This is a genomic window from Serratia sp. G204Y (assembly GCF_051172435.1).
In the GTDB taxonomy this organism is placed as follows: Bacteria; Pseudomonadota; Gammaproteobacteria; order Enterobacterales; family Enterobacteriaceae; genus Serratia; species Serratia sarumanii.
The window spans coordinates 1133942-1151587 of sequence record NZ_JBPIZA010000001.1; the positions used below are offsets into that span (position 1 = coordinate 1133942).

20 protein-coding genes are annotated in these 17646 nt (G+C 63.2%); 4 read left to right on the forward strand and 16 right to left on the reverse strand.

The genetic code is table 11. The annotated features are described in order from the left end of the window. The first annotated feature begins 3 nt into the window (after window positions 1–3). On the forward strand, window positions 4–786 hold the full coding sequence (locus tag ACSBQQ_RS05535) for an N-formylglutamate amidohydrolase (protein WP_033634640.1): 783 nt from the start codon (window positions 4–6) through the stop codon (window positions 784–786). A 76-nt stretch (window positions 787–862) separates the two neighbouring features. Beyond that, the gene (locus ACSBQQ_RS05540; protein WP_025302950.1) at window positions 863–1576 is read left to right on the forward strand and encodes a flagellar brake protein; all 714 of its coding nucleotides are present in this window, start codon (window positions 863–865) and stop codon (window positions 1574–1576) included. A gap of 43 nt (window positions 1577–1619) precedes the next feature. Here ACSBQQ_RS05540 and pdxY read toward each other — a convergent pair whose 3' ends face one another. Genes pdxY through ACSBQQ_RS05555 form a run of 3 tightly spaced genes read right to left on the reverse strand, consistent with a single transcriptional unit; the run spans window position 1620 to window position 3433 of the window. Next, a complete protein-coding gene (pdxY, locus tag ACSBQQ_RS05545) occupies window positions 1620–2462 on the reverse strand; it encodes a pyridoxal kinase (RefSeq protein WP_060426107.1) in 843 nt (280 codons plus the stop codon). Between the two features lie 3 nt (window positions 2463–2465). Then, on the reverse strand, window positions 2466–3182 hold the full coding sequence (locus ACSBQQ_RS05550; protein ID WP_039565986.1) for a glutamine amidotransferase: 717 nt from the start codon (window positions 3180–3182) through the stop codon (window positions 2466–2468). Next, entirely contained in the window at window positions 3179–3433 is a 255-nt protein-coding gene (locus tag ACSBQQ_RS05555) for a hypothetical protein (protein ID WP_033634636.1), read from the reverse strand. Before ACSBQQ_RS05555 ends, ACSBQQ_RS05550 begins: the two co-directional genes overlap by 4 nt. Before the next feature lie 66 nt (window positions 3434–3499). Between ACSBQQ_RS05555 and ACSBQQ_RS05560 the strand changes: the two genes are divergently transcribed. Continuing rightward, entirely contained in the window at window positions 3500–4804 is a 1305-nt protein-coding gene (locus ACSBQQ_RS05560; protein WP_039565988.1) for an aminotransferase class I/II-fold pyridoxal phosphate-dependent enzyme, read from the forward strand. Here ACSBQQ_RS05560 and ACSBQQ_RS05565 read toward each other — a convergent pair. The 5 genes from ACSBQQ_RS05565 to ACSBQQ_RS05585 all read right to left on the reverse strand — a co-directional run bounded on the left by ACSBQQ_RS05565 (window position 4801) and on the right by ACSBQQ_RS05585 (window position 9953). Continuing rightward, window positions 4801–5787: an MsnO8 family LLM class oxidoreductase gene (locus tag ACSBQQ_RS05565; RefSeq protein WP_033653083.1), complete on the reverse strand. Its 987-nt coding sequence runs from the start codon at window positions 5785–5787 to the stop codon at window positions 4801–4803. The two genes, ACSBQQ_RS05560 and ACSBQQ_RS05565, sit on opposite strands and share 4 nt — an antisense overlap. 138 nt (window positions 5788–5925) lie before the next feature. Continuing rightward, window positions 5926–6762 (reverse strand): D-alanyl-D-alanine endopeptidase, encoded by an 837-nt coding sequence (gene pbpG / locus ACSBQQ_RS05570; RefSeq protein ID WP_033634633.1) that lies wholly within the window; start codon window positions 6760–6762, stop codon window positions 5926–5928. 93 nt (window positions 6763–6855) lie between these two features. Beyond that, complete coding sequence (nudI, locus tag ACSBQQ_RS05575; RefSeq protein WP_033653086.1) at window positions 6856–7281, reverse strand: nucleoside triphosphatase NudI; 426 nt, start codon at window positions 7279–7281, stop codon at window positions 6856–6858. A 120-nt stretch (window positions 7282–7401) separates the two neighbouring features. After that, window positions 7402–8316, reverse strand: a complete 915-nt coding sequence (gene ppk2 / locus ACSBQQ_RS05580; protein WP_033648410.1) for a polyphosphate kinase 2 — start codon at window positions 8314–8316, stop codon at window positions 7402–7404. A gap of 26 nt (window positions 8317–8342) precedes the next feature. Further along, on the reverse strand, window positions 8343–9953 hold the full coding sequence (locus ACSBQQ_RS05585; RefSeq protein ID WP_033634630.1) for an inorganic phosphate transporter: 1611 nt from the start codon (window positions 9951–9953) through the stop codon (window positions 8343–8345). A gap of 186 nt (window positions 9954–10139) precedes the next feature. On the opposite strand from ACSBQQ_RS05585, the gene ACSBQQ_RS05590 reads away from it, so the two are divergent. Beyond that, entirely contained in the window at window positions 10140–11168 is a 1029-nt protein-coding gene (locus ACSBQQ_RS05590; protein ID WP_060428011.1) for a transporter, read from the forward strand. On the opposite strand, the gene ACSBQQ_RS05595 is transcribed toward ACSBQQ_RS05590, so the two are convergent. The 8 genes from ACSBQQ_RS05595 to ACSBQQ_RS05630 all read right to left on the reverse strand — a co-directional run bounded on the left by ACSBQQ_RS05595 (window position 11169) and on the right by ACSBQQ_RS05630 (window position 17639). Next, on the reverse strand, window positions 11169–11702 hold the full coding sequence (locus ACSBQQ_RS05595; RefSeq protein ID WP_038880195.1) for an SRPBCC family protein: 534 nt from the start codon (window positions 11700–11702) through the stop codon (window positions 11169–11171). A gap of 3 nt (window positions 11703–11705) precedes the next feature. Further along, window positions 11706–12053 (reverse strand): ArsR/SmtB family transcription factor, encoded by a 348-nt coding sequence (locus tag ACSBQQ_RS05600; protein ID WP_004938187.1) that lies wholly within the window; start codon window positions 12051–12053, stop codon window positions 11706–11708. A gap of 81 nt (window positions 12054–12134) precedes the next feature. Further along, a complete protein-coding gene (locus tag ACSBQQ_RS05605) occupies window positions 12135–13361 on the reverse strand; it encodes a Zn-dependent hydrolase (protein WP_060428013.1) in 1227 nt (408 codons plus the stop codon). Beyond that, window positions 13358–13849, reverse strand: coding sequence for an L-2-amino-thiazoline-4-carboxylic acid hydrolase (locus ACSBQQ_RS05610; RefSeq protein WP_033634625.1), 492 nt, complete (start codon window positions 13847–13849; stop codon window positions 13358–13360). Before ACSBQQ_RS05610 ends, ACSBQQ_RS05605 begins: the two co-directional genes overlap by 4 nt. Before the next feature lie 18 nt (window positions 13850–13867). Beyond that, the gene (locus ACSBQQ_RS05615; protein WP_369819440.1) at window positions 13868–14977 is read right to left on the reverse strand and encodes a branched-chain amino acid ABC transporter substrate-binding protein; all 1110 of its coding nucleotides are present in this window, start codon (window positions 14975–14977) and stop codon (window positions 13868–13870) included. Between the two features lie 76 nt (window positions 14978–15053). Next, window positions 15054–15767 carry an ABC transporter ATP-binding protein gene (locus tag ACSBQQ_RS05620; protein ID WP_033648405.1) on the reverse strand — a complete coding sequence of 238 codons (714 nt, stop codon included), beginning with the start codon at window positions 15765–15767 and terminating at the stop codon, window positions 15054–15056. Next, on the reverse strand, window positions 15760–16530 hold the full coding sequence (locus tag ACSBQQ_RS05625) for an ABC transporter ATP-binding protein (protein WP_060428015.1): 771 nt from the start codon (window positions 16528–16530) through the stop codon (window positions 15760–15762). Before ACSBQQ_RS05625 ends, ACSBQQ_RS05620 begins: the two co-directional genes overlap by 8 nt. Then, window positions 16527–17639, reverse strand: coding sequence for an ABC transporter permease subunit (locus ACSBQQ_RS05630; RefSeq protein ID WP_060425787.1), 1113 nt, complete (start codon window positions 17637–17639; stop codon window positions 16527–16529). Before ACSBQQ_RS05630 ends, ACSBQQ_RS05625 begins: the two co-directional genes overlap by 4 nt. Between the last annotated feature and the right edge of the window lie 7 nt (window positions 17640–17646).

Sequence of the window (17646 nt, forward strand, 5' to 3'; positions counted from 1 at the left end):
GTCATGCCTCACTCGTTTATCCCGCCGTTATTGTCCGCCGACGAACCCTCTGCCGCCGCCGTTGAAATCCCGCGCGGCAAAGCGCCCTTTTTGCTGCTGTGCGATCACGCCGGCAAGGCGATCCCGCAATCCCTCGGCGACCTCGGTTTGCCGCCGGGGGAGATCGAACGCCACATCGGCTGGGACATCGGCGCGCTGAGCGTGTCGCGCCATCTGAGCCGCCAATTGGACGCCACGCTGATCCACCAGCGTTACTCACGGCTGGTGATCGACTGCAACCGGGCGCCCGGCATCGCCAGCTCGATCCCGCATTTGTCCGAGCTGACGCCGATCCCCGGCAATATCGGTATCGACGCCGAGCACGCGCTGGCGCGCGAGCGCGAGGTGTTTTTGCCGTATCACCACGCCATCGACGATCATCTGGGGCAACGCCAACTGCGCGAACTGCCGACGGCGGTGATCGCCATGCACAGTTTCACGCCGGTGTTCAAAGGGGCATCGCGCCCCTGGCAGGTGGGGCTGCTGTTTAACCGTTACCCGGAATTTGCCCATCTGCTAGCCGAGCTGCTGCGCGAAGAGGGAGATTTGCAGGTGGGGATCAACGAACCCTATGCGATGACCGATGCCACCGACTACACGTTGCCGGTCCATGCGGAACGCCGCGGTTTGCCTTATGTCGGCATCGAAATCCGCCAGGATCTGATCGCCGACGAACGTGGGCAACAGGCGTGGGCGAAACGTTTCGCACGCCTGCTGCCGCAGGCCTGGCAGCGCTGGCAAATTTGACTTTAGGAATATTCCCAGAGATGATAACCGTAAGGAATACGTAATACGTCATTAGAAAAAAAGTCAGGAGAGACGTGTGGAGCACAGCGATAACGGACTGTTTATCAAACGGGAGCGTTTTGAAGTTCTGGCGATTCTGCGTGAAATTTGCAAACAACGCACGCCGCTGCGCGTAGAAAATCAGCAGCACCGGTTTCAAAGTCTGTTATTGAGCGTCGGGCCGGACAATATCGTGTTTAGCGGTGAGGAAGCGGAAAACGCCATCGACGGCGCCTGCACCATCGTGATTGAAAGCAACGACGCCAAAATCGAGTTTTCCGTCGGCCAGGCGGAGCTGACCGAACATCAGGGCGTCCAGGCCTGCTCGACCCGGCTGCCGCAGGAGTTGGTTTACATCCAGCGCCGCCGCCAGTTCCGCATCACCACGCCGCACTGGCGCCAATTCTTCTGTACCGGCGAATACCCGGACGGCACGCCTTATGAGCTGCGGATCCACGATCTGTCCGCCGGCGGCGTCGGTTTGCGTTTCGACGGCCCGCTGCCGGATTTCTTCCAGCCGGGCCTGCAGTTCAAGAAAGCGGAGTTGGATTTGGGCAGCTACGGCAGCTTCAAGGTCAACATGGAGCTGGTGGTAGTCAACGACGATCAGGAAACCGACGATAACGATCAGGTGGTGCACTTCTCGCGCCTGTCGTGCCGTTTCCTCAAGCTGGGGCTGGCGATGGAGCGCAAAATTCAAAGCGCGGTGTTCGCCTTCGAGCTGGATTTCAACAAAAAGAAAAAACGCTGATATTTATCAGGGGCGGCACGCTGCCCCTGACTCTCCACTGGCCTTACGGCTGTAACGCCCGCAGGCTGCCGATCTCTTCCCAACCGAAATGCGCCGCTTCGGCCAGCACGTCGCACACTTCGCCGCCGGCGGCGACCACGGCTGCGTCAAGCGCGGCGCCGTGCAGCAGATGGCTCACCAGCAGTGCGGCGAACAGATCGCCGGTGCCTTTGACCGCCGATTTGACCTTCGGATGGGTAAAGCACCGCGTTTCCTGCCGGGTGACCAGCATCAATCCCACTTCGTCTTCGTGCTGCGCCACGCCCGGCGCGCTGGTGACCAGCACCCATTCGGTGGTGTCGTTCAACAGCGCCTGCGCGGCGTGCTGCGTCTGCTCTTGGCTGCTCAGTTGCCGGCTGCACAGCTGCTCCAGTTCGAAACCGTTCGGCGTCAGGCCGTTGGCCAGCCGCAGGAACGGTGAGCGATAGCAGTTGACGATGCGCTCATCCACGTAGATCCCTTCACCGTAATCGCCCATCACCGGATCGATATAGATCTTTATCTGCGGATTGAGGGCGCGCACCCGCTGCAGCCAGTTGGCCAGAATATGGCACTGCATCACGTCGCCTAGATAGCCGACGATCACCGCCCGGGCGCGCTTCATCACGCCGCGGGCGATCAGATCGTCGAGAAAGCCGCCGAACCACTCGCCGGAGATGACGCCGCCGTGCGGCTTGCCGTAATAGGGCGGGCAGCCGAACAGCACGCTGGGCACCTGCAGCGCTTCCAGCCCTTTTTTCAGCAGGGCGCGGTAGGCGATGCCGTTGCCGACGCTGCCGTAGACCACCTGAGATTGAATGCTGATCACGTCGATGGACGGTGATCGCAAGGGTGAAGTCTGTTGCATGAGTTACATCCTTGGTTCGTTATTATCCAGCCAGCGGGCGAACACCTGCCGCGCGCGCTGTTCCAGCTGTGCGCCGTGGCGCGCCGCCTGTTCGCGCAGGCTCTGGGGCGCGATGCCGGCCAGTTCCAGTTCGCAGGCATGGCCAATCAGCCAGCGTTCGATATCGCGATGATCCGCCTCCAGATGGAACTGCAGCCCGAGCGCGAACCCCTGATAGTCGAAGGCCTGATGCGGGCAAACCGCCGTGCCGGCCAGGCAGCGGGCGCCCTCCGGGATCGTGAACATATCGCCGTGCCAATGCAGCACCGGCGTATCGGCCAGCGGTGCCAGCACCGAGTCGTCTTGCGCCGTGAGCGTGGTCAGCGGGGTGAAACCGATCTCTTTGACGCCGAGCGAGATCACGTCAGCGCCCAACGCCTGGGCGATCACCTGCGCGCCGAGACACACCCCAAGGGTCGGCCGCCGCTGCGCCAGCCGCTGTTTGACCAGCGCCAATTCATGGTCGAGAAAATCATAGCGCTGCGCGCCGGAAAAGTGTTGGGCGGCGCTGATCGGCCCGCCGAGCACCACCAACAGATCGGTCTCTTCATTATTGATAGCACGAATATCATCGCGGCCGGCATCGTAATAGTCGATCTGATAGCCGCGCAGCGAGAGCAGGGAACCGAGGATGCCCAGGTTTTCAAAATTGACGTGTCGAATGGCGACGGCTTTTTTCATTGTTTAACCTCGTGAGCGTGGGTGAACGGCGTCAGCGCCAGCGACTCGCCCAGCACCGCGATGCCTTGCGCGCCGCTCTGGTAGACGATGCGGCGTTCGCTGACCTGGCTGAGCTGTACCTGATAACCCTGCGCGGCCGGGAACAGCGCGCACGCCTGCTCCAGCTGATCGGCCGCCCAGGGCGTGAACATCTGCAGGCGGGCAAAGGCCTTTCCTGCATACTGAATGTCGAGCACGTAATGTTTATCCATGGAACCCCTTACTTTTGGCCGCGGAAGCTGTTAATCTGTTTTGAACTAGTACAAAAGGATTTATGTATGACTTCATTGTATGCAAAAGGCGGCGGCGCTGTCCAGATTGCCGAGCAGATCGCCGCACGCATCAAAGACGGCGCGCTGCGGCCGGGCGAGCTGTTGCCGCCGGTACGCCAGCTGGCGGCGGAGCTGGAGGTCAATCCGAATACCGTCGCCAGCGCATACGCCCGATTGCGCGATGCCGGTCTGGTGGCGACGCGCGGGCGGGCGGGAACGGTGGTGCTGGAGCCGCCGCTGGCGGCGGTGAGTGCGGCCTATGCGCCGCGCCAGGTGCCGGCGGGGATGTGCGATCTGGCCAGCGGCAATCTCGATGCCGCATTGTTGCCGGCGTTGGCGCTGGGCGCGGCGGAGGCGTTCCCGCAGCAAAACGGCTATGACATCAGCGGCGATCTGCCGGTATTGACCGGCCTGGGGCGCGAGTGGCTCGGCCGCCAGGGCGTCACGCTGGGGGAACCGGCGGTGTTCTCCGGCGCGCTGGACGCGATGGAAAAGGCGCTGCGCTGCCATATGCAGCCGGGCGCGGCGGTGTGGGTGGAAGATCCCTGCTGGCCGCCGCTATTGACGCTGCTGCGCCACCTGCGTCTGCGGCCGCTGCCGCTGGCGATGGATGAACAGGGGTGTCGGTTGCCGGAAAGCGGAGCGGCGGGCGCGGTGATCCTGACGCCGCGCGCCCACAATCCGACCGGCGCCTCGCTCTCTGCGCAACGCGCGCAGCAGTGGCGGCGTTTTCTCAGCGCAAATCCGCAGTGTCTGGCGATCGTCGACGACTTCTGGGGGCCGCTGTCGCAGCAGCCGCTGCATCTGCCGTTCGACGGCGATCGCGGGCTGTACGTGCTGTCGCTGAGCAAGTTTCTCAGCCCGGATCTGCGCATCGCGCTGGCCTGCGGCAACCCGACGTTGCTGCAGGCAATGCGCGCCGATCAGTACATCAGCGAGCGCTGGGTCAGCCATATCTTGCAGCAGATCGCCGCCAGGCTGTGGGGGCAGGCCTTGCAGGAAGGGCAGCTGCAGCGGGCGCAGCAGGCGTATCAGGCCAGAAGGGATGAACTGGTGCAACGGCTCAACGCGCTGAATCACACGGCGCTGGCGGTAGGTGAAGGGCTGCACCTGTGGTTGCCGGTGCGGTCGGAAACCGCCGCCGCGCAGCTGATGGCGCAGCGGGGGTGGCTGGTGCAGGGCGGCGAGCCTTTTCGTCTGAAGAGCGATCCTGCGATCCGCGTCAGCCTGGCCAACGTGGCGCCGGCGCAACTGGCGGCTCTGGCGCAGGATCTGGCCGACGCCATGCGGGCCAGTACGGCGATCAACTAGGCCGGCGTCAGGCTCTCCTCCGCCAGCAGCTGCAGTGAGGTGAGCCGGGCGCTCGGTTCGGCGATCGGCGTGTCGATGATGAACTCGTCCACGCCGTACCGCTGCTGCAGCTGCGCCAGTTGTTGATGCACCTGCGGCGCGGTGCCGAGCAGGATATGGCTTTCCCGCGGCTCGATGCGGTAGTCGGTGGCGCCGGCCTGCTGCACGAAACTCTCGGCCTGCGCCAGGCTGCCGACGGTCACGCTCTGCTCACCGGCGACGTGGACGCGGTATTGCTGTATATCCGCCGCCAGCGCCGCGGCCTGTTCCGCGCTTGGCGCCACGATCGCCGCTACCGCCAGCAGCGCCTTGCGGCCGCCGCTGTGTGCGGCGTAGTGCGCCAGCGCCGCGCTGATATCTTGCGGATTGCCGTTCAGATGCGCGGCGAACACGAAAATCCAGCCGGATTCGGCCGCCAGCGTCGCGCTCTCTTTGCTGGCGCCGAGCAGGAAGCGCTGAGCGCCGTGCGGCGGCAGCGGCGTGGCGCTCAGGCCGGGCTCGGCGTCGTCGTTCAGATAGGCGGTCAGCTGCGACAGCTGCTGCGGGAAAGCCGGTTTGTGTTGCCGGTCATGGGCGGCCTGCAGCGCCTGGGTGGCGAGCGGCAGCCCGCCGGGCGCTTTGCCCACCCCGAGATCGACGCGCCCCGGCGCCAACGCCGCCAGCAGGTTAAAGTTTTCGGCCACCTTGTAGGCGCTGTAGTGTTGCAGCATCACGCCGCCGGAGCCGATGCGAATGCGCGACGTCTGGCCGAGCAGGTAGCCGATCAGCACTTCCGGCGACGGGCAGGCGAGCTGCGGCGTGTTGTGGTGCTCCGCCAGCCAGAAACGCCGATAGCCCCAGCGTTCCGCCTGTTGCGCCAGATGCAGCGTGCGCGCCAGCGCCTGGGCGGCGCTTTCCCCGTCGGCGATCGGACTCTTTTCCAATATGCTCAAGGCATAAGCCATTTTCCCGCTCCTTTCCTCATCAGATATGCCTGACAAATACCATGCGGGCGGCGCGCGCCTTAATACTGATTGGCGATAGGATATTCCATTGATCCAAAACGAATTTGGATATGCGCAGATCGGTAAAGCGCCGCGATATTATCCTTCGAGCCAGGCCTTCAGACGAATGGCGTCACGGTAGTGGCCGTAGCGCGACTGCGCGCCGAGCAGGATCATCACCACCGGCTGCCCTTTGATGGTGGTGCGCATCACCAGGCAGTGGCCGGCCTCGTCGGTAAAGCCGGTTTTCTGCAGCTGGATCTTCCAGGCTGGGTTGTTGATCAGGCCGTTGGAACTGCGGTAGACCAACTGGCCTCGGCCAGGACGCACGATCTGCTGCTTGTCGGTGCTGAAGCGGCGAATCGATTGATAGCGATAGGCGTGATTGACCATCTTCAGCAGATCGTTGGCGGTCGCCACATTGCGCGGCGTCAGCCCGGTCGGATCGTAGAAGCGTGCGCGTTTCATACCGATGGCGCGCGCTTTCTGATTCATTTTCGCCACGAAGGCCTTGCGTCCGCCGGGATAGCTGCGGCTCAGCGCCGCAGCGGCGCGGTTCTCCGAAGACATCAGGGCGATGTGCAGCATGTCGCGGCGGCTGAGCACCGAGCCGATGGTCAGGCGCGAGTGGGTTTTCTTCAGCAGATCGCGATCGGCGGCGGTGACTTTCAGCCTGCTGCCCATCGGGCGTTTGCTGTCCAGGGCGACCATGGCGGTCATCAGCTTGGTGAGCGAGGCGATCGGCAGCACGCGGTTCGGCTGCTTCTGATAGAGCGTCTTTCCGGTGCGTTGATTGACGACCAGCACCGATTTGGCGTTCAGCACCAGCGGCGGCGCAGCGGCATGCACGGGCGCCAAAACGAACAGCAGGCTGAACAGGAGGGCGGCGCCGAAGCGCCGGGCGGGCAGACGGAGAAAAGCGTGAGATAAAAGCATAACGGCGGCAATAGTGACCCTAAGTGATTAAAAAATATCAAAAGAGTCTGCCCGGCAAATGTGAAGAAAATAGGGCGATAATCGCTCAAACTGTTACAACAATCCCTTTTGTTGCAGCGTGAAGCGTGTGGCCTCGTTCAAATCGTAGTCCGCGAGACGCTCGCGCGGCACCCAGGCGTAGTCGTCGAACTCGTCGTTGATCGTCACGTCGCGGTTGGCGGCATGGCAGTCGAAAATCAGGTAAATCATATAGATTTGCTCCCGGCTGCCGTCGGCATAGGTTTTGATGCGCACATCGTCGCGGAAGGTCCAGGGCGTGATGCCGTCGAGGATCAGCGCGGCGCCCAGCTCTTCGCGCACTTCGCGCCGCAGTGCCTGTTCTATCTGTTCACCCGGCTCGACGCCGCCGCCGGACAGCGCCCACTGGCCGGGGAACACGCCCTTGTGCGCCGCCATTTTGCACAGCAGGAAGGCGTTATCGTTTTCAATCAGCGGGCAGACAATGATGCGCTGGCGCATGGAAGACTCCTGTCAAAATGGAAAGCAACCACTTTAACATGGGGTTTAGCCCCTTAGCGTGAGAGAAATCAAAGCGTTGTATTAGCGCAGAGAAGCGGTAGCCGCCTCTCTGCGCTAAGGTCAGTAGATTTCCGGCACCACCATGTTGTCCGGCACCGGGCTACGGTGGTATTCCGGGCTGCGTTTGCGCTGCGGCAGCGTGATGACGTTGCCTTCGGCTTCCTCATAAGGCACCTGCTGCAACAGGTGGGTGATGCAGTTCAGACGGGCCTTTTTCTTGTCGACGCCCTGAACCACCCACCAGGGCGCTTCGGCAATGTTAGTGCGCGCTAACATGATTTCTTTGGCCTCGGTGTAGTCTTCCCAGCGGCGGCGGCTTTCCAGATCCATTGGGCTGAGCTTCCACTGCTTGAGCGGATCGTGAATGCGGCTGAGGAAACGCAGCTCCTGCTCCTCATCGGTGATTGAAAACCAGTATTTGACGATTTGGATACCGCTGCGCGTCAGCATTTTTTCGAATTCCGGCACGCTGCGGAAAAACTCCTCATACTCTTCGTCGTTGCAAAAGCCCATCACGCGCTCCACGCCGGCGCGGTTATACCAGCTGCGGTCGAACAGCACCATTTCGCCGGCGGCCGGCAGATGCGCGATATAACGCTGAAAATACCACTGGGTGCGTTCGCGATCGTTCGGCGCCGGCAGCGCCGCCACGCGGCAGGTGCGCGGGTTGAGGCGCTGGGTGATGCGCTTGATCACGCCGCCCTTGCCGGCGGCGTCGCGGCCTTCGAAGATGATCACCAGCCGGTGGCCGGTGCGCATCACCCAATCCTGCAGTTTCACCAGCTCGCCCTGCAGGCGCAGCAGTTCGCGGAAGTACTGCTTGCGCCAGGCTTTTTTCGCGTCGCTGTCGACTTCTGCCGCGTCGAAGCGCAGGTCGTCCAGCTCCATTTCCAGCTCTTCGTCGTAGCTGTCGTAAAACTCTTGCAGCAGGCGCTGGTTGAAACCGTCATCGCGGTTGACTTCATGCATGGTCATCAGATTTTCTCCGTATCGGCCCGGTGTTAGAAATGGTTGAAGATCCAGTACAGCACCGCCGACAGCAGCACCGAGGCCGGCAGGGTTAGCACCCAGGCCATCAGCAGATTGCGCAGGGTGGCCATCTGCAGCCCGGAGCGGTTGGCGGCCATGGTGCCGGCGATGCCGGACGACAGGACGTGCGTGGTCGAAACCGGCAAGCCGAAGGCGTCGGCCGCGCCGATGGTGGTCATCGCCACCAGTTCGGCGCTGGCGCCCTGGGCGTAGGTCAGGTGCGATTTACCGATCTTTTCGCCCACCGTCACCACGATGCGGCGCCAGCCGACCATGGTGCCGAGCCCCAGCGCAATCGCCACCACCACCTTCACCCAGAAGGGAATGAAGCGGGTGGCGTTGTCGAGTTCGCCCTTCAGCGCGTCGAGGTTGCGCTGCGCGTCGGGATTGATCTGCAGCTGATGCTCTGCCTTCAGGTGCTTGATGGTCTCGGACGCCAGATACATGTCGTTGCGGGTGTTCGACACCGCCTGCGCCGGGATCTTGTCGACCGAGCCGTACTGACGGATTTGATCGCCGATCGCGCCGGCCAGCTGCGCCAACGCCGGCACCACCTCCGGCGTTAGCTCGCTGGTGCGCACATAGCCGGTCAGCACCTCGCGCGGCGGCGTTTGGCCGCCGGCCGGGAACTGGCGCAGCAGCTGGTTTTGGGTCACCTCCGCCAGCGCCGCCACCCGGGGAATCTGCTCCGGCGGCATCGAACGGTTCAGGGCATAGGCGATCGGCATGGTGCCCACCAGGATCAGCATGATAAGGCCCATGCCTTTCTGGCCGTCGTTGGAACCGTGGGCGAAGGAAACGCCGGTGCAGGTGAGGATCAGCAGCCCGCGGATCCACAGCGGCGGCGGGGTATTGCCCTTAGGGGCGCTGTACAGCTGGCGGTTCTTGACGAACAGCTTCAGTGCCAGCAGCAGCAGGCCGGCGAACACGAAGCCGATCACCGGCGACAGCAGCAGCGCGTAGCCCACCTTGATCGCCTGGCCCCAGTCCACGCCGCTGGTGCCGGTGCGGCCGTGGATCAGGGCGTTGGCTACGCCGACGCCGATAATCGAGCCGATCAGCGTATGCGACGACGAGGCGGGCAGCCCGAGCCACCAGGTGCCGAGGTTCCAGATGATGGCGGAGAACAGCAGGGCGTACACCATGGCGAAACCGTTGCCGGTGCCGGCCTGCAGGATCAGCTCGACCGGCAGCAGCGAAATGATGCCGAAGGCCACCACGCCGCTGGAGAGCAACACGCCGAGAAAGTTGAAGAAACCGGACCACACCACGGCGACCATCGGCGAAAGCGAGTGGGTGTAAATCACCGTTGCGACCGCATTGGCGGTATCGTGGAAGCCGTTGACGAATTCAAAGCCCAGCGCAATCAATAGCGCCAGCCCCAATAATAAAAACGGAACGTAACTGGTATAGACGGCGCCGGCGTCGCTGACGTCGTTAAATAAGTTCACCCCGGCGAACGCGATCCCCAGAATTAATAAGAACACAAAAAAAAGAACAGTGAGTCGACTGTTCTTTTGATGCAGTTTGGGCAGGCTGGAGGCGGCCGGCATGTCCGGTTGAACGGCGCTGTTATCGCTCATAATGACCTTCCTGAGAGGATTGGATGCGGTAGCTGTCGCCTGAAAAGTATTCTGAATGAATGTGGCTTTTTTATGACGAAAATATTAATCATCGGGAACGGCGAAAATCATTAACGCCGATAAATAAAGATTGTTATAACAGCGGGGACGGTCTTGGGTTAACGGCAACAGGCAGGATAGGGCGTTATGGTGCAACGGTTAGCGGAAAAGATGCACAAGCTGGATTTTGATGATGAAGTGACCGGGCTGATCTACGGCCATGTGTTTCGTTCCGGTGAGCCGCCGAGGCGCCTGAACTCGCAGCAGGTCTGCCAGGCCTACCAGACGTTGCCGCCCGGCGACGGTTTTATCTGGCTGCACCTCAATCTCAACCACGCGGCGGCGGAGAAGTGGTTGAAAAATCATTTCGCCATTTCCGATTTTTTCTTCCACGAGATTCGCCACGGTTCGCACACCACGCGCATTGAGCGCCAGGGCGACGATCTGTTCGCGGTGCTCAACGATGTGATCTTCCACCCTGAGGAGAGCAACCCGGAAACGGCGACGCTGTGGCTCTATTGCTGCCGCGGGCTGGTGGTGACCGTGCGCCATAAACCGGTGCGGCTGATTGAACGGCTGCTCGGCCGCCTGACGGCGCTGCAGCTGGCCTCGTCTACCGAACTGCTGGCGCACCTGCTGGAAGAGCAGGAGGACGTGCTGGAGCAGGTGGTGCGGCAGGCCAACCAGTATGTCGATACCATTGAGGATCGCCTGCTGACGCGCCGCGTCAAACGCAATCGCACCGAGCTGGGGCGCATGCGCCGCATGCTGCTGCGCTTTCAGCGCCTGTTGGCGCCCGAACCGGCCGCGCTGTTTCGCCTGTTGAACCGGCCGCCGACCTGGCTGAGCCGTGAGGTGGTGCAGGATCTGCGGCAGTTTACCGAAGAGTTCACCGTGGTGTTGAACGATCTCGCCAGCCTGACCGAACGCATCCGGCTGCTGCAGGAGGAGCTGGGCGCCAAGCTGATGGAGCAGAACAACCGCACGCTCTACACGCTGACGGTAATCACCGTGCTGGCGCTGCCGATCAATATCGTCGCCGGTTTCTTCGGCATGAACGTGGGGGGGATCCCGCTGGCCAGCAATCACCACGGTTTTATCCTGCTGGTGTTGCTGGTCGGCAGTTTTACGCTGATCGCCGGTTATCTGGCGTTCAGGCGCAGGGACGAGTCGTAATTACAGGCGGGCGCGGTACTCTTCTTCCAGCCGGGCATGGGTGCTCCAGAACGGCTGCGGCGCCCGATCGTGCAGGCGATCCAGCAGGATATCCAGATGGGTGTGCCAGCCGCCGGCGACGCTGAGCATCTCGTCGCGGTTGGCCAAACGCCGGTGGGTGACCGTCAGCAGCACGGCGCTTCCCTGTTCCGTCAGTTCGAAGGTCACTTCGGAAGGGCGGCCCTGATCCTGTTCGGCCCAGGTAAAGCTCAGCAGGCGCGGCGGGAACAGGCAGGTGATGTGGCCGCGGTTGCTGACGCAGCCGCCGTGCTGTTTGTACTTGGCCGGCGGGGGTTCGTGCTCGCCCGCCAGATCGGAATTGCGAAATTCCAGCTCCAGCGGCGCGCCGTTCTCCAACGTCATGGCGCCGGCCGCCAGCCAGGTGGCGCGCTTGTCGGATTCGGTCAGGTAAGCCCACACCCGCTCGATGGGGCCGGGCAGCAGCCGCTGGATGCGCAGCGTACCGGGTTCGATAATCATGCCGTAATCATTCATGGTTCACTCCTTGGGAGGAAGCTGTTCGGGCTGCAGCAGCGCCTGTTCGAGCGCATCCAGCCGTTCAGTCCAGAAATGTTCATAGGTTTGCAGCCAGTGCATGGCCTGCGCCATAGGCTCGGGTTCGAGCCGGCAGATATGGTTTCTTCCTTGCACGGTGCGTTGCACCAGGCCCGCATGTTCCAGTGCTTTCACGTGCTTGGAGGCGCCGGCGAACGACATCTGCAGCGGCGCGGCCAGTTCGCCGATGCTGCGCTCACCGCCGGCCAGCGCACGCAACATCGAGCGGCGGGTCGGGTCGGCCAGCGCATGAAAAATGGCGTCCAGCTGTGAGGAAGATAATTCAACCATATGGTTGAATATAGAACAGGCGGGCTAATATTCAACCGTTTTGTTGAATATTTTTTGCCCCGGCGAAAACCGGGGCGGGGATCAGGCGCCGGCGTGCGCCAGCAGGGCGTTCAGCAACACCTCGGCGCCGGCGGTTGCCCAGGCGGGGGTGATGTCTTCCCGCTCGTTGTGGCTGATGCCGTCCACGCAGGGAATGAAAATCATGGCGGTTGGGGCGACGCGGTTAAGGTAACAGGCATCGTGGCCGGCGCCGGAAATCATGTCACGATGGCGGTAGCCCAACGCTTGCGCGGCATGACGTACGCTGTCGATGCAGCCCCGATCAAAAGCGATCGGGGGATACTGGAAAATGCGCTCGGCGCGAGCGGTTAGGCCGCCGCCGTTGACGTGGTTTACCGCCGCCAGCAGGCGCTGCTCCATCTGTTCCAGAATTGACTCCTGCGGATGGCGGAATTCGACGCTGAAAAAGACCCGGCCCGGCACCACGTTGCGTGAATTGGGGGTAATTTGCGCCATGCCCACCGTGGCGCGCGCGTCGGGCGCGAAATCCCAGCCGATGCGGTTGACCGCCGTCACCAGCTCGGTGAAGCCCAGCAGGGCGTCGCGGCGGCGATCCATCGGCGTGGTGCCTGCGTGGGCGCTGAAGCCGACGACCTCCAGCTCGTACCAGCGCTGCCCCTGTGCGGCGGTTACCACGCCGATGTCGAGGTGCTCCGCTTCCAGAATCGGCCCCTGTTCGATGTGCAGCTCGAAGGCGGCATGGATCGGCGTGCCGCCCACCGGGTGTTCGCCGGCGTAGCCGATGCGTTCCAGCGCGTCGCCGAGGCTGACGCCGTGCTCGTCGCGGCGCGTCAGACCGTATTCCAGCTCGAAGACCCCGGCGAACACGCCGGAGGCGATCATCGCCGGCGCGAAGCGAGCGCCTTCTTCGTTGGTCCAGTTGATCACTTCAATTGCGCGTTCGGTGACGATCTGCCGATCGTTAAGGCTGCGAATCACCTCCAATCCGGCCAGCACGCCGTAGATGCCGTCGAAACGGCCACCGCGGGGCTGCGAGTCGCCGTGAGAACCGGTGACCACCGGCGCCAGCTCGGGCCGCGAACCTTCACGGCGCAGGAACATGTTGCCCATTCGATCGACGCGCACGCTGCAACCGGCCTCCAGCGCCCACAGGCGCAGCTGGTCGCGCGCCTGGCGATCCTCTTCGCTGAGCGCCAGGCGGGTGACGCCGTTGTCGGCGATGGCGCCGAACTGCGCCATCGCGTGCAGGCTTTGCCACAGGCGCTCGCCGTTGACCCGATACGTCATTGTTCTTCTCCCGGCGTTTTGGCGGTGTAGCGGAAATCGCAGCAGGGGGCGCCGGACATGATGGTTTGGCTGCGCTGCAGCTCGACCTCCGGCGCATAGCCGACGATAAACTGGCTGTCGCGCGCGCAGGAGAGCAGGTGGCCGATTTCCCCCAGCCCCATCTCGTGGTACATCTCGGCGTAGCGGCAGCGGGTGACGTTATAGTCGAAGTGTTGTTCGTCCTGGTTGATCACCTCAACGCGCAGCGCGTCGTCTTTTTCCCACAGGTACTGCAAGGCGGCGAAGCTGCGCAGATCCGCGCCGTTCGGTTCCTGTGCGGCGAACCGTTTGCCCGCCTCGATGGCGGCGTTCTCGATGGCTTCGCCGATCACGGCCTGAGCGCGCGCCTTGCCGATTTCACGCACCAGGATCTGGTAGATCGGTTTGATGATCTCCGCTTCGATCTTTCTGCGGGCCAAAATGCCCAACTCGTTGTTTGCACAGCTCATCGCCTTGCTCCTCTTGATTTATTGTGGTTTGGTGCCGCCCAACACGGTTTGCGGCTGCCATTTGCCGTCCACTACCCGGTACAGGGTGAAGCTCGGCTGTTGCAGGTTGCCCTGCGCATCGAAGGCGATGGCGCCGGTCACGCCCTGATAATGGATGGCGCGCAGTTTCGGCAGGTAATCGGCCGGATTGGCCGAGCCGGCCTGTTCGATGGCGGCGATCAGCACCCGGGTGGCGTCGTAGGCGAAGGGCGCATGCAGTTCGATGTGGGTGTGGTAACGGTCGTGGTAGGCTTGTTCAAACGCCTTGCCGCCCGGCATCTGTTCCAGCGGCAGCCCCGGCTCCAGCGCGACGACGCCTTCGCCTTCACGCTGCGCCAGCGTCAGGAAGGTCTGGCTGACAAAGCCGCCTGCGCCCATCAGCTGCGCGTTCATGCCCAGCTGTTTCAGTTTGCGCGCCAGCGGTGCCGCCTGGGAGTCCACGCCGCCGAAGAAGATCAGATCGGCGTTTTTGCTGCGCACGGTGGTCAGCACGGCGCTGAAATCGACGGTCTTGTCGTCGACGTATTCGCGGGTGACCGGCTGCACGCCCTGGGCCTGCAGCGATTTGATGAACTCGTCCGCCAGGCCCTGGCCGAAGGCGGTGCGATCGTCGATCACCGCGATGCGCTGGGCTTTCAGCGTTTTCACCGCATACTGCCCGGCATAGTTGCCGCCGTCGTCGTCATGGCCCATCACGCGGAAGCTGGTGTCAAAGCCTTGTTGCGTGTAGCCGTGGCCGGTGGCGACCGGCGCCACTTGGGCGATGCCGGCGTCGTGATAGATGCGTGCCGCCGGGATGCTGGTGCCGGTGTTCCAGTGGCCGACCACGCCGGCGACGCCTTCGTCGACCAAACGCTGCGCGACGGCCACGGCGGTGCGCGGATCGGACTGATCGTCCTCGGACAGCAATTTGAAGGTGACCGGTTTGCCGTTCAGCGTCGGCTTTTGCGCGTTGGCGTCGGCGATCGCCAGCCGCGCGCCGTTTTCGAGATCTTTGCCGATGCGCGCGGAAGGGCCGGTCAGCGGCCCGGCCAGGCCGATCAGCACGGTGTCGTCCGCCAGCGCCGGGAGGCTCAGGATCATCGTCATGGCGGCCAGCGCCAACGGCTTGATGCGAAAGTTCTGCTGCATGTCATACTCCTGGTGCGGTTAAAGGTAACAACGGTTATTCACCCAAATAGATCTGTTTGATTTTTTCATCGTCCAGCATGTCGGCGGAGCGGCCGCTGTGGCTTAGGCTGCCGCTGTCCAGCACATAGGCGCGATCGGTGGATTCCAGCGCCAGGCGGGCGTTTTGCTCGACCAGCAATAGCGTGACGCCGTCACGTGCCAGCTGTTTGATGACCGAAAAAATGGCTTCTACCACAATCGGCGCCAGCCCCATCGACGGCTCGTCCAATATCAACAGGCGCGGGCGGCTGAGCAGCGCACGGCCCATCGCCACCATCTGCTGCTCGCCGCCCGAAAGCAGCCCGGCCGGTTGGTTCAGGCGCTCGTTCAGGCGCGGGAAGGTGGCGCATACTCGTTCGAAATCGTGCCGTACCGCCGGTTTGTCACGCCGCGCATAGGCGCCCAGCTGCAGGTTTTCTCGCACCGTCAGGCGGGTGAAAATGCCGCGACCTTCCGGCACCATCACCAGCCCCTGTTGCAGCAAGCGGTGCGGCGCCATGCCGCGAATCGAACGGCCGTCGAACAGGATGTCGCCCTCGAACGGCTGCAGCCCGGTCAGCGCGCGCAGGCTGGAGGTCTTGCCCGCGCCGTTAGCGCCGATCAGCGTAACCTGTTCGCCGGCGTTGACCGTAAAATCGATGCCTTTGACCGCATGAATGCCGCCGTAGGACACTTTGAGTCGTTTAACGCTCAGCAGGGCTTCAGACATGCGCGCCACCTCCCAGATAGGCCTGAATGACCGCCGGTTCACGCCGAACCTGCGCCGGTTCGCCTTCGGCAATCGCTTTGCCGTAATCCAGCACCGTCAGGCGATCGCACAGGCCCATCACCAGCTTGACGTCGTGTTCGATCAACAGCAGCGTTTTGCCGCTGTCGCGAATGCGCAGCAGCAGCTCGCGCAGCGCCACTTTTTCTCCGGCGTTCATGCCGGCCGCCGGTTCGTCCAGCGCCAGCAGCCGGGGCTCGGTCGCCAGCGCGCGGGCGATCTCCAGGCGGCGCTGGTGGCCGTAGGCGAGATCGCCGGCGCGGTAATGGGCGAATTGGCCGATGCCGACGTACTCCAGCAGCGTATGGGACTTATCGCGCACCGCCTGTTCCTCCTCCCTGGCGCGGCGGTGGCGGGCGATCGCCGCCCACAGGCCGTTGCGGGTGCGCACGTGGCAGCCGACCATCACGTTTTCCAGCACGCTCATTTCGTTGAACAGCCGCAGGTTCTGGAAGGTGCGGGCGATGCCGGCCTGCGCCACTTTATCGATCGCCTGGGGCCTATAGCGCTGGCCCGACAGGCGGAATTCGCCCGCGTCGGCGCGATACAGACCGGTGATCAGATTGAAGCAGGTGGTCTTACCGGCGCCGTTCGGCCCGATCAGGCCATAGATTTCCCCCTGGCGGATGCTCATGCTGACGTCATCCACCGCCGTCAGGCCGCCGAAGCGTTTGCTGACGTGATTTAAAGCGAGCAAAGGCGTCATGCGGTGTTCCCCCTTATATGGCGTGCCGGCCACAGGCCCGCCGGGCGATACAACATCACCAGGATCAGCGCCAGGCCGTAAAACAGTTGGCGAATGATTTCCGGGTCGATCAGCACCTGGCCGAACAGCGCCTGCTGCAGCGGCCCCATGCTGCTGCGCAGCAGCTCCGGCAGGGCGGCCAGCAGCAGCGCGCCCAGGATCACCCCGGGGATGTGCCCCATGCCGCCGAGCACCACCATCGCCAGGACGGCGATCGACTCCTGCAGGGTGAACGATTCCGGCGACACGAAGCCCTGAAACGCGGCGAACAGCGCGCCGGCCACTCCGCCGAAGGTGGCGCCGATGGCAAAGGCCAGCAGCTTGAAGTTGCGGGTGTTGATGCCCATCGCCCGCGCGGCGTCCTCGTCTTCGCGGATCGCCGTCCATGCGCGGCCAATGCGCGAATTTTGCAGCCGCAGGCTGATAAACAGGATCGCCAGCAGCAGGGCGGCGAACAGGTAGTAATAGAGGTACAGGCCGGAGAAACGCACGCCGAACCATTCATGCATGCCGGAAAACTTCAGGCCGAACAGGCTGACCGGCTCGATGCCGGAAATGCCTTTGGGGCCATTGGTGAGGTTGACCGGGCGATCGAGATTGCGCATCAAAATACGTACGATCTCGCCGAAACCGAGCGTGACGATCGCCAGATAGTCGCCGCGCAGCCGCAGCGTCGGCGCGCCAAGCAGAATGCCGCACACGGCCGCCAGCAGCGCCGCCAGCGGGATCAGCCACAGCATCGACAGATGAAGCCCGTCGGGGAACCACTGCAGCAGCAGCGGGAACTGCTGCGTCAGATGCGGTGACGACAGCAGCGCGGCCAGATAGGCGCCAACGGCGTAAAAAGCGATAAAGCCCATGTCCAGCAAGCCGGTCATGCCCACCACGATGTTCAGCCCGAGCGCCAGCATCAGGTACAGCAGCGCGAAGTCGACGACGCGCACCCAGTAGTTGCCGCCGGCGGCGCCCGCGACCCAGGGCGCCAGCAGCAGAGCGAGAATGAACAGCGTCAGCCCCAGCCTGGCGCGCCGAGGCGTGGCCAGGGGAAGCGTGGAAGTTAAAACGGTCATCGTGATG